Annotated in this window: 14 protein-coding genes; 9 read left to right on the forward strand and 5 right to left on the reverse strand. The window is 71.0% G+C overall.

Going from position 1 to position 14623, the window contains the following annotated elements:
• Nucleotides 1-8 precede the first annotated feature (8 nt).
• On the forward strand, nt 9-1682 hold the full coding sequence (locus OG385_RS27320) for an FAD-binding dehydrogenase (RefSeq protein ID WP_266858578.1): 1674 nt from the start codon (nt 9-11) through the stop codon (nt 1680-1682).
• A 53-nt stretch (nt 1683-1735) separates the two neighbouring features.
• Here the strand turns inward: OG385_RS27320 and OG385_RS27325 are convergent, their stop codons facing one another.
• Nucleotides 1736-2167 carry an ASCH domain-containing protein gene (locus tag OG385_RS27325; protein ID WP_266858580.1) on the reverse strand — a complete coding sequence of 144 codons (432 nt, stop codon included), beginning with the start codon at nt 2165-2167 and terminating at the stop codon, nt 1736-1738.
• A gap of 145 nt (nt 2168-2312) precedes the next feature.
• Between OG385_RS27325 and OG385_RS27330 the strand changes: the two genes are divergently transcribed.
• The 4 genes from OG385_RS27330 (at nt 2313) to OG385_RS27345 (ending at nt 6262) form a co-directional block, all read left to right on the forward strand.
• Nucleotides 2313-3308 (forward strand): hypothetical protein, encoded by a 996-nt coding sequence (locus tag OG385_RS27330; RefSeq protein WP_266858582.1) that lies wholly within the window; start codon nt 2313-2315, stop codon nt 3306-3308.
• Between the two features lie 26 nt (nt 3309-3334).
• Complete coding sequence (locus OG385_RS27335; protein ID WP_266858584.1) at nt 3335-4888, forward strand: APC family permease; 1554 nt, start codon at nt 3335-3337, stop codon at nt 4886-4888.
• A gap of 122 nt (nt 4889-5010) precedes the next feature.
• Nucleotides 5011-5676, forward strand: coding sequence for a molybdopterin-dependent oxidoreductase (locus OG385_RS27340; RefSeq protein WP_266861207.1), 666 nt, complete (start codon nt 5011-5013; stop codon nt 5674-5676).
• On the forward strand, nt 5618-6262 hold the full coding sequence (locus OG385_RS27345) for a cytochrome b/b6 domain-containing protein (RefSeq protein WP_266858586.1): 645 nt from the start codon (nt 5618-5620) through the stop codon (nt 6260-6262). Before OG385_RS27340 ends, OG385_RS27345 begins: the two co-directional genes overlap by 59 nt.
• Nucleotides 6263-6434: 172 nt before the next feature.
• On the opposite strand, the gene OG385_RS27350 is transcribed toward OG385_RS27345, so the two are convergent.
• The 4 genes from OG385_RS27350 to OG385_RS27365 form a co-directional block, all read right to left on the reverse strand.
• Complete coding sequence (locus OG385_RS27350; RefSeq protein ID WP_266858588.1) at nt 6435-7460, reverse strand: L-idonate 5-dehydrogenase; 1026 nt, start codon at nt 7458-7460, stop codon at nt 6435-6437.
• On the reverse strand, nt 7460-8227 hold the full coding sequence (locus OG385_RS27355) for an SDR family oxidoreductase (protein ID WP_266858590.1): 768 nt from the start codon (nt 8225-8227) through the stop codon (nt 7460-7462). The genes OG385_RS27350 and OG385_RS27355 overlap by 1 nt, the downstream gene beginning before the upstream one ends.
• A 40-nt stretch (nt 8228-8267) precedes the next feature.
• Nucleotides 8268-9662 carry a GntP family permease gene (locus OG385_RS27360; protein WP_266858592.1) on the reverse strand — a complete coding sequence of 465 codons (1395 nt, stop codon included), beginning with the start codon at nt 9660-9662 and terminating at the stop codon, nt 8268-8270.
• A gap of 75 nt (nt 9663-9737) precedes the next feature.
• A complete protein-coding gene (locus OG385_RS27365; protein ID WP_266858594.1) occupies nt 9738-10247 on the reverse strand; it encodes a gluconokinase in 510 nt (169 codons plus the stop codon).
• A 154-nt stretch (nt 10248-10401) separates the two neighbouring features.
• Between OG385_RS27365 and OG385_RS27370 the strand changes: the two genes are divergently transcribed.
• From OG385_RS27370 to OG385_RS27385, 4 genes are all read left to right on the forward strand, one after another.
• Entirely contained in the window at nt 10402-11103 is a 702-nt protein-coding gene (locus tag OG385_RS27370) for a FadR/GntR family transcriptional regulator (RefSeq protein WP_266858596.1), read from the forward strand.
• 120 nt (nt 11104-11223) lie between these two features.
• Nucleotides 11224-12651 (forward strand): amino acid permease, encoded by a 1428-nt coding sequence (locus OG385_RS27375; protein ID WP_266858598.1) that lies wholly within the window; start codon nt 11224-11226, stop codon nt 12649-12651.
• A 216-nt stretch (nt 12652-12867) separates the two neighbouring features.
• Nucleotides 12868-13953: an S-(hydroxymethyl)mycothiol dehydrogenase gene (locus tag OG385_RS27380; protein ID WP_266858599.1), complete on the forward strand. Its 1086-nt coding sequence runs from the start codon at nt 12868-12870 to the stop codon at nt 13951-13953.
• The gene (locus OG385_RS27385; protein WP_266858600.1) at nt 13953-14582 is read left to right on the forward strand and encodes an MBL fold metallo-hydrolase; all 630 of its coding nucleotides are present in this window, start codon (nt 13953-13955) and stop codon (nt 14580-14582) included. Before OG385_RS27380 ends, OG385_RS27385 begins: the two co-directional genes overlap by 1 nt.
• The last annotated feature ends 41 nt before the right edge of the window (nt 14583-14623 follow it).

Consider the following 14623-nt stretch of genomic DNA (forward strand, 5'->3'; position numbering starts at 1 on the left):
TGGGGCTCATGGCGGACGACGCTGACGTGATCGTGATCGGGGCCGGGCTCGCCGGTCTGGTGGCCACCGCCGAGCTGGTGGACGCGGGGAAGAAGGTGATCCTCCTCGACCAGGAACCCGAGCAGTCGATGGGCGGGCAGGCGCACTGGTCCTTCGGCGGTCTGTTCTTCGTCGACTCGCCCGAACAGCGGCGCTTCCGGGTCAAGGACAGCCGCGAGCTGGCGATGCAGGACTGGCTGGGCACCGCCGGTTTCGACCGGCCCGAGGACCACTGGCCGCGGCAGTGGGCCGAGGCGTACGTGGACTTCGCGGCGGGCGAGAAGCGGGCCTGGCTGCACGCCCAGGGGATGCGCTTCTTCCCGGTCGTCGGCTGGGCGGAGCGCGGCGGGTACGACGCGACCGGCCACGGCAACTCCGTACCGCGCTTCCACATCACCTGGGGGACCGGGCCCGGCGTCGTCGCGCCCTTCGAGCGCCGGGTGCGGGAGGGTGTGGCGCGCGGCCTGGTGCAGCTCAGGTTCCGCCACCGGGTCACCGGCCTCGCCCGCAGCGCCGGTGCGGTGGACACGGTGACCGGTGAGGTGCTGGAGGCGAGCGGGGCCGAGCGGGGCACCGCCAGCAGCCGCGCGGTCACCGGCGAGTTCACCTACCGGGCACAGGCGGTCATCGTCACCTCGGGCGGGATCGGCGGCAACCACGACCTCGTACGGGCCCAGTGGCCGGAGCGGCTCGGCACCCCGCCCGCGCACATGCTGTCGGGGGTGCCCGCCCACGTGGACGGGCTGATGCTGGGCATCGCGGAGGCCGCGGGCGGCAGCCAGATCAACCGGGACCGGATGTGGCACTACACCGAGGGCATTCAGAACTGGAACCCGATCTGGGCGAAGCACGGCATCCGCATCCTGCCGGGGCCCTCGTCGCTCTGGTTCGACGCGCGCGGCAAACGCCTGCCGGTACCGCTCTTCCCCGGCTTCGACACCCTGGGCACGCTCGACCACATCATGAAGTCGGGCCACGACTACACCTGGTTCGTCCTCGACCAGCGCATCATCGGCAAGGAGTTCGCCCTCTCGGGCTCCGAGCAGAACCCGGACCTGACGGGGAAGTCCGTCCGTGACGTCATCGGGCGGGCGCGCGCCGACGTACCCGCGCCGGTGAAGGCGTTCATGGACAACGGCGCGGACTTCGTCGTGGAGAAGGACCTGGCGTCGCTGGTGCGCGGGATGAACAAGCTCACCGGGGAGCCGCTGATCGACGAGGCCGGGCTGCGCCGGGAGATCGTCGCCCGCGACCGGGAGATCGGCAATCCCTTCACGAAGGACCTCCAGGTGATGGCGGTCCGCGGCGCCCGGAAGTATCTGGGCGACAAGCTCATCCGCACGGCCGCGCCGCACCGCATCCTGGATCCCGCGGCGGGCCCGCTGATCGCGGTGAAACTGCACATCCTGACGCGCAAGTCGCTGGGCGGCCTGGAGACGGACCTGTCGTCCCGGGTCCTCGCGGAGCCGGCCGGCGGTACGGACAGGGGCGCGCCCGTGCCCGGTCTGTACGCGGCGGGGGAGGCGGCCGGGTTCGGCGGTGGCGGGGTGCACGGCTACCGGTCGCTGGAGGGCACGTTCCTGGGCGGCTGCATCTACTCCGGGCGGACCGCCGGGCGGGCTGCGGCCCGGGCGGTGGGGTAGCGGGGGCGGCGGGGCAGCGGGCGGTGGGGTGCGAGGGGCCGGCCGGCCCCGGCTCACCCTTCCTGGAGCCGCTCCACCACCCGGAACCGCTCGGCCACGATCATCGTGTCGTCGTCCACGGTGAACTCCGGGTCCCGCAGCGCCTCCCGCATCTCGTCGCCGTGCCAGAACCGCTCGTGCCCCGCGCGCCACTCGGCGACCGATGTGTGACCCTCGCCCTCGTCCAGTGCGTGCTGGAGGCCGACGTCGCCCAGCCGCAGCACCCGTACCCCGGTCAGCTCGACCACCGCGACCTCACGGCCGTCCGAGTCGATCAGCGCGGAGCGCTCGCCGACGGGGGGCAGTTCCTCCCGCTCCGCCTCGTACTCGGCGAGCAGTCCGCTGGTCGAGACCTTCTCCCCGCGCAGCACGGCGTCGACGAGCTGATCGCGGAGCGGGCCGGGAAAGGCGAACAACAGGGGCTTGAGGTGTTCGGGACCGGTCATGGAACCAGCGTACGCACCCGGGCAAAGCATGGCGTTGTAAAGGGAGTTGAGGAGGATGTGACGCCTGTGCGGCCTTGACGTGGAGCCATCAATACCGGTTTGCTGTGCGTGATCATTGCCCCCGGCGCCCTGAGGACCCCCGCGGATGCCCCCACTCCTCGGCCGCTCCCGAAGACGGGCCGGCCAGCTCGCCGACCCGGCTCTCGACGACGTCGAACTCACAGAAGTGCGAACCCAGTTGGCCCAGGGCCGCTGGGGCAGCGTCAGTTCCCTGCTCACCGCGACCGCCGACGACTGGGACCGCCGGGGCCACCGTCTCGTCGTACTCGCGGAGGGGCCGGGATCGGCGGCCTGGGCCGAGGACTGGCTGCTCGCCGAGCCGGAGAGCGCGGACGCCGCCGCCCTGCTGGCCTGCGCCATGGTCCTGCGGTCGCTGCGCGGCAAGGACGGCAGGGGAGGCCGGGCGGACAAGGTGGGCAGGGTGGGCAAGGCGGCCAAGGAAGAGGAGGGCGCGGCCCGCGAGGCCTGCCGGGCCGCTGCCCGGCTGGCGCCGTCGGACCCGACACCCTGGCTCGGGCTGCTGATCCTGGCCCGCAGCCGCGGCACCGAGGAGGAGGTCAGCCGCCTCTTCGACGAGGTGCGCTCACGCCACCCCGAGCACCACCACGCCCACCATCTGATGGCGGCGCGGCTCGCCGAGCGCCATCCGGGAGCCGGCCAGGACCCGCTGCACGAGGTGTACGACTTCGCGGCCTGGGCGGCCGAACAGGCGCCCGCCGACTCGCCGCTCGCGGTGCTGCCGGTGGTCGCCCACGCGGAGCGCTACCGGGTGCTCGCCACCGCGGGCAGCGAACCGGACGACCCCGCACGCTCCGCGCACTGGACGGGCCGGCGGGCCCGTCAGGTGATGAAGGCCGCCTTCGACTGGTGGCTGGAGTGGGAGCGCGAGGACCATCCGCGCAACCGCGTCGACCTCAACTTCCTGGCCCACGCGAAGTTCTGCGAGGGCCGGCCCGCGGAGGCCGCCGCGCTGTTCCACCGCATTGGAGAGCACTTCACGCCGGCCCCCTGGGCCTACCCCGACCGGGACGCGTACCAGGCGTTCAGCGCCGCGCGCGGTGCCGCGCTCGGCTCCGTCTAACTCCTCACCGAAGGGACCGACCCGCCATGCCGCCGGGCAGTTCGAGCACGAGCGAGATCAACGAGATCAGCACGTTCAAGGGCCAGGACCAGGCGCTGCGCGCCGGCCGTCTGGGGACGGCGGGGCTGCTGCTCTCCGTGCTCGCGGCCAGCGCTCCTCTGATGGTCGTCGCGGGAGTCATGCCCACGATCTTCGGCCTGATGGGAATCGTGGGACAGCCGATCCTCTACGTCATCCTGGCGGTCGTCCTGGCGCTGTTCAGCGTCGGTTACGCGGAGATGAGCCGGCATGTCCACAACGCCGGGGCCTTCTACGCGTACATCGCCCGCGGCCTCGGCTCCACCGCCGGAGCCGGCGCCTCCTTCGTCGCCCTGGTCGCCTACAGCGCCATGCAGGTCGGCATCTACGGGATCTTCGGCTTCGAGGTCTCCGGCCTCTTCGACACCTATCTGAGCACCGAACTGGCCTGGTGGATTCCGGCGTTGGTGGCCGTCGCGGTCGTCGGGGTGCTGTCCTGGCTGAAGATCGACCTCAATGCGAAGGTCCTCGGTGTGCTGCTGCTCATCGAGTGCGCCCTCGTGGTGATCTTCGACATCGCCTCGGTCGCGAGCCCCGCCAAGGAAGGGCTCTCGCTGCACGCATTCAACCCCGGCACCCTCACCGGTGCGGGCTTCGGCACCGCGCTCTGCTTCTGCATCGCCGCCTTCGTCGGCTTCGAACAGGCCCCCGTGTACGCCGAGGAGACCAGCAGGCCGCAGGTGGTGGTCCGCCGGGTGATGTTCCTCGCCGTCGGCTTCGTCGCGCTGTTCTTCGCCGTCAGCTCCTGGGCGCTGACCGTGGCCGCCGGGCCTTCGGCGATCAGCGCCCAGGCCGGCAAACTCGGCCCCGGACTGCTCTTCGGCCTCAGCGAGGGCGTACTCGGCAAGTCCTTCACCGATGTGCTCCACGTCCTCTTCGTCACCGGAATGTTCGCCGCGATGCTCAGCTTCCACAACGTGGTCGCCCGCTACGCCTTCGCGATGGGCCGGGAGGGACTGCTGCCCGCCGCCTTCGGCCGTACCAACAGGTCCAGCGGCGCACCCGGCACCGGCTCGCTGCTCCAGACCGTCATCTCCCTCGTCGTCGTCATCGCCTTCGCGGTGACCGACAGCAAGCCGCACGGTGACCCGACGGCGCCCGTCCTGCACCTCTTCACCTGGATGGGGAACATCGGCGCCCTCGGCATCATCCTGCTGATGGCCGCCGCGTCGGTCGCGGTGATCGCCTTCTTCGTGCAGCGCGGGGCGGCCCGTGCGCAGATCTGGCGGCTGACCGCGTCGGGCCTCGCCTGCCTCGCCCTGCTCACCATCGCCTTCATGACGGTCAAGGACTTCGACGTGCTGGTCGGAGCGGGCCCCGGGTCCGTCCTGAGCTGGCTGCTGCCCGGGATCATCGGCCTCGCCCTGCTCGGCGGTCTGGTCTACGGACTGGTGCTGCGCTCGGGCAGGCCCGAGGTGCACGCCCGGATCGGGCTCGGCAACGAGGCGTTCCAGCTCGACAAGGCCGCCGAGGCGCGGGCCGGAGCCGCCGCGGACATATGACGGAATCCTGACGTCACCCGCGGTCGCTGGCTTCTGGCGCCCGCGGGTGTTCGAATCGTTGGGTGAAACCAGAACCATCGGACCAGGGCGGCGCGCCGGTCGGCCGCCGCCTCGTCCTCGGGATGCTCGGCCTGGGCGCGGCGGGTCTTGTCACCGCGCCCTACGTCCAGCGCGGGGTCGACTCCGCGCTGGGGGCGGTCTCGGGCAAGGACCCCACCGGCCTGACCGGTCTGCTGCCCAACGGCGGCGGATTCCGCTACTACTCGGTCACCTCATCGGTGCCCCACAAGGACGCCGGGAACTACCGGCTCACCGTGGACGGCATGGTCGAGCGGCCCACCTCGTACACCCTCGGCTCGCTGCGCCGGCTGCCGCAGACCAGGCTGGTGCGCGATGTGCAGTGCGTCACCGGCTGGCGGGTGCCCGGCACCCCCTTCGAAGGCGTCCGGCTCTCCCGGCTGCTCGACGCGGCGGGGGTGCGGCCCGGGGCCGGCGCTGTCCGCTTCACCTGCTTCGACGGCGCGTACAGCGAGAGCCTCACCCTGGACCAGGCGCGCCGTGCGGACGTCCTGGTGGCGCTGCGGATGCAGGACGAGCCGGTGAGCCACAACCACGGCGGACCCGTCCGCCTCTATGTCGCGCCCATGTACTTCTACAAGTCGGCGAAATGGCTGTCCGGGATCACCGTCACCAGTGACGTGCGACAGGGTTACTGGGAGGAGCGCGGCTATGACATCGACGCCTGGGTCGGCAAGTCCAACGGACGCGACGACCACCCCACGGTCTGAGCTGCGCCGCTTCACCCGCCCCGTGCGGTGGGTGCACCGCACGACGTCGGCCCTGATGCTGGTGTGCATCGCGTCGGCGGGCTGCCTGTACATCCCGCAGTTCGCGGAGCTGGTCGGGCAGCGCTATCTGGTCGTGACCGTCCACGAATGGTCCGGGCTGCTGCTGCCGGTGCCGGTCCTGCTCGGCCTCGTCTCGCGTGCGCTGCGGGCGGACCTGGGCCGCCTCAACCGCTTCGCGCCGTACGACCGCGCCTGGCTCCGGTCGGCGCTGCGCAGGGACGGATCACCGCGCACGGCCGGCAAGTTCAACGGCGGCCAGAAGATCTACGCGGGGTGGATCGCCGGCGCCGCGCTGGTGATGCTCGGCACCGGGCTGCTGATGTGGTTCACGCATCTGGCACCGCTGGTCTGGCGGACGAGCGCCACCTTCATCCACGACTGGCTGGCGCTGGCCGTCGGCATCGTGGTCGCCGGGCACATCGGGATGGCGCTCGGCGACCCGGAGGCCCGGCGGGGGATGCGGACCGGCCGGGTCGGGCGCGGATGGGCGCGGCGGGAGCACCCGCTGTGGCTGGACGAGGAGTGAGGAGCCGGGCCGGGATCCGCGAGGTCGCGGCCCGGCTCCGGCATCCCGGTGCGCGGAGGCGGCCCCGCGGATCCGGCTCCCGGGTGGCTCCGGGCGGCATTGCGGACCGGGCCGCCCGGGACCGTTGGATCCGGGCGGGCCCTGCCGACCCGGCCCGGGGCCGGGCGGGCCCTCAGCCGCCGAAGTCCAGCAGCACCTTGCAGGACTGCGACCGGTCCGCCGCGAGAGCGAAGGCCTCAGCGGCCCGCTCCACCGGCACCACCGCACTGACCAGCGAGTCGAAGGAGTCGTCCCGGGCCAGCAGCTCGATCGCCGCGTCGAACTCCACGTCGAAGCGGAGCGCCCCGCGCAGTTCGATCTCCCGGCTCACCACCAGATTCCCGGCGAACGGGCTCATCCCCGGTGGCAGCATCCCCAGCTGTACGACGGCCCCGCCCCGCCGCACCGACCGCAGACATGTGTCCAGACCGGCTGCCGACCCGGACGCCTCGACCGCGGTGTCGACCTCGTCCGGCAGTCCGGGACCGGCCGGGTCGCCCACCGGTACGAGCGTCGTCGCGCCCGCGGCGGCCGCGAACTCCAGCGCCTTCGGCAGCAGATCGGTGACCGTGACGGCCGCGGCGCCCGCGGCCCGCAGCGCCGCCACCACCAGGGAGCCGATCGGCCCCGCACCCGTGACCAGGACGTGCTTGCCTTCGACGGGACCGGCCCTGCGCACCGCGTGCAGTGCGACCGACAGCGGTTCGGCCAGCGCGGCCCTGCGCAGCCCGAGGCCCGCCGGAAGCGCCCTCAGCTGGCCGGCCGGCACCGCGATCCGGGCCGCGAACCCGCCCTGCACATGCGGGGTACGGGCCGCGCTGCCCAGATAGCGGGTGTCCCGGCAGACGTTGGCCCGCCCGTCCAGGCACTCCGGGCAGGCGCCGCACGGCGTCGCCGGGTGCACGGCGACCGGGGTGCCGGGCGCGGGGCCGTCCGCCCCTTCGCCGTACGCGACCACGGTGCCGACGACCTCATGGCCCAGCACCATCGGCTCGCGCAGCAGGAAGTCGCCGACCCCGCCGTGCCGCCAGTAGTGCAGATCCGAGCCGCACACTCCGCCGTACCGCACCGCGACGACGGCCTGGCCGGGTCCGGCCACCGGCTCGGGCAGCTCATCGACCCGCAGGTCGTCCACTCCGTGGATCACACATCCGCGCATCACAGCACACTCGTCATTCCGCCGTCGACGTACAGGATCTGGCCGCTCACGAAGTCCGCGGCCGGTGAGGCGAGGTAGAGCACGCCGCCCACCAGGTCGTCGGTGCGCCCCCAGCGCCCGGCCGGGGTGCGGCGGCGCACCCAGGAGCTGAACTCCTCGTCCGCCACCAGCGGCCGGGTCAGCTCGGTCTCGATGTAGCCGGGGCCCAGGCCGTTGACCTGGATGCCGTACTGCCCCCAGTCGGCGCACATGCCCTTGGTGAGCATCTTCAGGGCGCCCTTGGTGGCCGCGTACGGAGCGATACCGGGGCGCACCACCTCGCTCTGCAGCGAACAGATGTTGATGATCTTCCCGTGGCCGCGGGGGACCATCCGCCGGGCGGCCTCGCGGCCCACCAGAAAGGCGCTGGTGAGGTTGGTGTCGACGATCCGGTGCCAGTCGTCGTCGGCGAAGTCGAGCAGCGGGGCGCGCAGCTGCATCCCGGCGTTGTTGACCAGGATGTCCAGCGGGCCCGCCTGCTCCTCGGCCGCGGCGATCCCGTCGGCGACCGAGGGCCCGTCGGTGACGTCGAAGGCGGCGGTGAGCACCGTGCCCCCGGCGTCGGCGAGTCCGGCGGCGGCCGCCTTCAGCCGGCCCTCGTCCCGCCCGTTGATGACGACGGTGCAGCCCGCCTCCAGCAGACCGCGGGCGAGCGCGTGCCCGATGCCGCGGCTGGCTCCGGTGACCAGCGCCGTACGGCCGCCGATCTCGAACAGTGGATGTGCCATGAGATGTGTCCTCGATCCGGCCTGATCCGAACGAACGGCCCTAGACAACCAGCGAGAGCAGCAGGATGAAGATCAGTGAGACCACCGAGATGATGGTCTCCATCACCGACCACGTCTTGATCGTCTGGCCGACGTCCATCCCGAAGTACTCCTTCACCAGCCAGAACCCCGCGTCGTTCACATGGCTGAAGAAGAGCGAGCCCGCGCCGATGGCGAGTACCAGAAGTGCCACGTGCGCGGTCGACATGTCCGCGGCGAGCGGCGCGACCAGACCGGCGGCGGAGACCGTCGCCACCGTGGCGGAGCCGGTCGCCAGGCGCATCACCACGGCGATCAGCCAGGCCAGCAGCAGCGCCGGGATCGACCAGTCCTTGGAGATGTCCAGCACCATCTGACCCACACCGGAGTCGATCAGGGTCTGCTTGAAGCCGCCGCCCGCGCCGACGATGAGCAGCACACTCGCGATCGGGGCGAGCGACTTCTCGACGGTCGCCGACATCCGTCCCTTGCTGAATCCGGCGGCCCGGCCCAGCGTGAACATGGCGACGAGCACCGCGGCCAGCAGGGCGATCAGGGGCGAGCCGATGACGTCGAACGCACGCTGGACCGTGTCCGCGGGGTCGTCGATCACGATGTCGACGAGCGCCTTGGCCAGCATCAGCACGACGGGCAGCAGCACGGTCGCCACGGTGGCACCGAAACCGGGCCGCTTCTCCAGGTCCTCCGACGGGCGCTGCGGCACCATCCGGTCGGGTGCCTGGATGTCCACCCAGCGGGCCGCGTACCGGGAGAACACCGGACCGGCGATGATCACGGTCGGGATGGCCACCAGGACACCCAGTGCGAGCGTCACACCGAGGTTGGCGTGCACGGCGGCGATGGCCACCAGCGGACCGGGGTGCGGCGGAATCAGACCGTGCATCACGGACAGGCCGGCCAGCGCCGGGATGCCGATCCGCATCAGCGAGAAGTTGCCGCGCTTGGCGACCAGCAGGACCACCGGGATCAGCAGCACGATGCCGATCTCGAAGAAGAGCGGCAGTCCCACGATCGCCGCGATCAGCACCATCGCCCACGGCATCCCGCGCCGGCTCGCCTTCGCGAGGATGGTGTCGACGATCTGGTCGGCGCCGCCGGAGTCCGCGAGGAGCTTGCCGAGGATGGCACCGAGCGCGATCAGGACACCCACGCTCGCGGTGGTGGAACCGAGGCCCGTGGTGAAGCTGGTGATGACCTTGTCGAGCGGAGCACCCGCGACCGCTCCCAGGACGAGCGATCCGATGGTCAGGGACAGGAACGCATGGAGCTTGGTCTTCGTGATGAGCAGGACGATGACGGCGATGCCCGCGAGGACGGCTATCCCCAGCTGGGCGTGGCCGGCCGACGATATCGGCGCTGCGTCCGCTGCCAGCATCTCGACACTGAGACTGGACACGGTGGATTCCTTCGGTTCGTGAGGAAGTGGTGCGTCAGGCGGTAAAGCGGTGAGAGGCCGGGCGTGACGGTGTTGCTACTGGCCGATGCCGCGCAGTGCGGCCACGGCCCGCCCGGTGATGTCCTCGGGGGTTCCGGAGATGTCGACGGCTGCGCCCGCCTCGTCCGGGCCCAGCGGCTGGAGCGCGGCGAACTGCGAATCGAGGAGCGCGGTGGGCATGAAGTGCCCCTTGCGCTCAGCCATCCGCTTCTCGATCAGCTCCCGGTCGCCCGTCAGATGCAGGAAGACGACGCCGGGCGCCTCGGCCCGCAGCCGGTCGCGGTAGGAGCGCTTGAGCGCGGAGCAGCTGACCACCCCGCCCCGGTCGGCGCGCTCGTGCGCCCACCGGCCGATCGCGTCCAGCCAGGGCCACCGGTCGGCGTCCTCAAGAGGCGTCCCGGCCGACATCTTGGCGATGTTCGCGGCGGGATGGAAGTCGTCCCCCTCGGCGTACGGGACGCCCAGTGCGGCGGAGAGCAGCGGACCGATCGTGGTCTTGCTGGTCCCTGCCACGCCCATCAGGACTACGACTCGGGGGGTGCTCATCGGTGGTGCCTCGCTGTCTTCTTCGACATGACTTCGACGGGGGCCGACATGGATCCGTCGCGCTACTGAAACCCATTAGGTACGACTTATTCAAGAGGCTGTGACCTAAAAGTCATACGTAATGGCTCCGGCAGATGCCCCGTAGGGTGAAGCCATGACCACTCAGGGCCCGGGGCTCCACGCCCACGTGCTGGAAAACCTCGGTCCCTCGATCACCTCGGGGGAGTACCCGCCGGGCAGCGTGCTGCGCACCGACGAACTCGCCCAGCGCTTCGACGTCTCGCGCACCGTGATCCGCGAGGCCGTCCGCGTCCTGGAGTCGATGCACCTGGTGGAGTCGCGGCGCCGGGTCGGCGTGACCGTCCGCCCCACCGAGGAGTGGAACGTCTACGACCCGCAGGTCATCCGGTGGCGGCTGGCCGGCGCCGACCGGTCCCGTCAGCTCCGCTCACTGACCGTCCTGCGGTACTCCGTGGAGCCGGTGGCCGCCGGGCTCGCGGCCCGGCACGCCACCGCCGAGCAGTGCGCCGCCCTCACCGAGCAGGCGCTCGGCATGGTCGCCACGTCCCGCGGCCACCAGCTCCCCGCGTACCTGGTGCACGACATCGCCTTCCACCGCCTCGTCCTGCGCGGCTCGGGGAACGAGATGTTCGCCCGGCTCGGCGACGTGGTCGCCGAGGTGCTCGCCGGACGTACGGAGCACCAGGTGATGTTCGACGACCCCGACCCGGCCGCCGTGACCTTGCATGTCCAGGTGGCGGAGGCCGTACGGGAAGGCGATGCGGACCGGGCGGAGGAACTCACCAGAGAGATCGCGGTCGGCGCCCTGAAGGAGCTCGATGTCCTGGCGCCCTGACCGGTGCCGTTCCAAACGTTTTTGTGACATAGATTTCATTCCGTTCTCGTGCCCGACGTGTCCCCTTTACGCTGACGCCTTGATCGGCCGCCACCTCCCCCACGTAAGGCGACGCACTCCATGAGCAACCGCACCCTCACTGCGGCAGAACCGACACCGCACGTCGATGCTGGTGACGAGGGCTACAGCAAAGACCTGAAGTCCCGCCACATCAACATGATCGCCATCGGCGGGGCCATCGGTACCGGCCTCTTCCTCGGCGCCGGCGGCCGGATGGCAGGTGCGGGCCCCTCACTCGCCATCGCCTACGCCGTCTGCGGAGCCTTCGCCTTCTTCGTCGTACGGGCCCTGGGCGAACTCGTCCTCTACCGCCCCTCGTCCGGCGCCTTCGTCAGCTACGCCCGTGAGTTCATGGGCGAGAAGGGCGCCTACACGGCGGGCTGGCTGTACTTCCTCAACTGGTCGACCACCGCCGTCGCCGACATCACGGCCGCCGCCACCTACGCCCACTTCTGGTCGATGTTCAGCTCGGTCCCGCAGTGGGTCTGCGCGCTCGTCGCCCTGGCCGTCGTCCTGGCCGCCAACCTGATCTCGGTGAAGTACTTCGGCGAGACCGAGTTCTGGTTCTCGATCATCAAGGTCACCGCACTGGTGGCCTTCATGTGCATCGGCATCTATCTGGTGGTCACCCAGCACTCGGTCGCCGGGCACACCCCCGGGATCAGCACCATCAGCGCCAACGGGGGCTTCTTCCCCAAGGGCGTGATGCCCATGCTGCTGGTCATCCAGGGCGTCGTCTTCGCGTATGCCTCCGTCGAGCTGTGCGGTGTCGCGGCCGGCGAGACCAAGAACCCCGGGAAGATCATCCCCAAGGCGATCAACTCGATCATGTGGCGGGTCGGCATCTTCTACGTCGGCTCCGTGGTGCTGCTCGCGCTGCTCCTCCCGTACACCGCGTACTCCGACGGCGAGAGCCCCTTCGTCACGGTGCTCTCGAAGATCGGCGTCCCGGGCGCCGCCGGCGTGATGAACCTGGTCGTCCTGACCGCCGCGCTCTCCAGCCTCAACTCCGGCCTGTACTCCACCGGCCGCATCCTGCGCTCGATGGCGCTCGCCGGGTCCGCCCCGCGCTTCACCGGCCGGATGAACAAGGGCCAGGTGCCCTACGGCGGCATCCTGCTCACCGCGGCCTTCGGGGTGCTGGGCGTCGTGCTCAACTACCTGGTCCCGGGCAAGGCCTTCGAGATTGTCCTCAACTTCGCCTCCATCGGCATCCTCGGCACCTGGGGCATGGTCATGCTCTGCTCGCTGCTCTTCTGGCGGCGGTCGACGGAGGGCCGGGTCACCCGCCCCTCCTACCGGCTGCCGTGGGCGCCGTACACCCAGATCGTCACCCTCTGCTTCCTGGTCTCCGTCGCGTTCCTGATGTGGTGGGGCGGGGGAGTGGGCCGTACCACCGTGGAGTGCCTGCCGCTGATCGCCGCCGCACTCGTCGGCGGCTGGTTCGTGGTGCGCGGCCGCGTCGCGTCCATCGCCGCCGAGCGCTAGGACCTTTCGGTCGGGACGGGCCGGGCTCGCGGGGTCTGGCACGCAGATCTGCGGCGTTGTCGTCAATCACCATGGCTCCGCCATGATTCAATCCTCCGCCTTGCAGATGCACGCACCAGACCCCGCTCCCTGGTCCGGCCTGTCCCGACCGAAAGGTCCTGGGGCCTGGAAGACTGAGCCCACGTACCGCTCGGTTACAGGAAGGCTGTTGACGGCATGACGCAGCAGGTCCAAGGGGTCGTGGCCCCCGGCAAGAACCAACCCGTACGCGTGGAGACGATCCTGGTCCCGGACCCGGGGCCGGGCGAGGCCGTGGTGAAGATCCAGGCCTGCGGGGTCTGCCACACGGACCTCCACTACAAGCAGGGCGGGATCAACGACGACTTCCCGTTCCTGCTCGGCCATGAGGCCGCGGGCATCGTGGAGTCGGTCGGCGACGGCGTCACCGACGTCGCCCCCGGCGACTTCGTGATCCTCAACTGGCGTGCCGTGTGCGGCCAGTGCCGGGCCTGTCTGCGCGGCAGGCCGCAGTACTGCTTCGACACGCACAACGCGAAGCAGAAGATGACATTGAGCGACGGTACGGAGCTCTCCCCGGCGCTCGGCATCGGAGCCTTCGCCGAGAAGACCCTGGTCGCCTCCGGCCAGTGCACCAAGGTCGACCCGGCCGTCTCCCCGGCCGTCGCCGGTCTGCTCGGCTGCGGAGTGATGGCGGGGATCGGCGCGGCCATCAACACCGGACAGGTCGGCCGCGGCGACTCGGTCGCGGTCATCGGCTGCGGCGGTGTCGGTGACGCCGCCGTCGTCGGGGCCCGGCTCGCCGGGGCCGCGAAGATCATCGCCGTCGACATCGACGACAAGAAGCTCGCCACCGCACAGCGGATGGGAGCCACCCACACCGTCAACTCGCGTACATCGGACCCGGTAGAGGCGATCCGGGAGCTCACCGGCGGCTTCGGCGCCGATGTGGTGATCGAGGCGGTCGGCCGCCCCGAGACGTACAAACAGGCCTTCTACGCCCGCGACCTGGCGGGCACGGTCGTCCTGGTGGGCGTCCCCACGCCGGAGATGCAGCTGGAACTCCCGCTCCTGGACGTCTTCGGCCGCGGCGGGGCGCTCAAGTCCTCCTGGTACGGGGACTGTCTGCCCTCCCGCGACTTCCCGATGCTCGTCGATCTGCACCAGCAGGGCCGGATCGACCTCGGCGCGTTCGTCACCGAGAAGATCAGGCTCGACGAGGTCGAGAAGGCCTTCGAGCGGATGGCCGACGGCGATGTGCTGCGCTCGGTGGTGGAGTTCTGATGGCGGCCCGTATCGACCATCTCGTCACCTCCGGCACGTTCTCGCTCGACGGCGGCAGCTGGGACGTCGACAACAACGTCTGGATCGTCGGCGACGACAGTGAGGCGATCGTCATCGACGCCGCCCATGACGCCACCGCGATCGAGGCCGCCCTCGGTGGCCGTACGCTGCGCGCCATCGTCTGCACGCACGCGCACAACGACCACATCGACGCGGCGCCCGCACTGGCCGCGGCGACCGGGGCGCCCATCCTGCTGCACCCGGACGATCTGCCGCTCTGGCGGATGACCCACCCCGGCCGCCTCCCGGACGGCGAACTCAAGGACGGGCAGACCCTGACGGTGGCGGGGACCGCGCTGACGGTGCTGCACACACCGGGCCATGCGCCGGGTGCGGTCTGCCTGTACGCGCCGGACCTGGCCACGGTGTTCACCGGCGACACGCTGTTCCAGGGCGGCCCCGGTGCGACCGGCCGGTCCTTCTCGGACCACCCGACGATCGTCGCGTCCATCCGGGACCGGCTGCTGACACTGGCCCCGGAGACCCTGGTCCGAACCGGCCACGGCGACTCCACCACGATCGGCGCCGAGGCCCCCGGCCTGCCGGAGTGGCTGGCACAGGACGGCTGAACCGCCGCGGGGCCGCTCCGGAGGGGAAGCCGGACAGGCGT

The sequence above is a fragment of the Streptomyces sp. NBC_01306 genome, assembly GCF_026340465.1.
GTDB lineage: Bacteria > Actinomycetota > Actinomycetes > Streptomycetales > Streptomycetaceae > Streptomyces.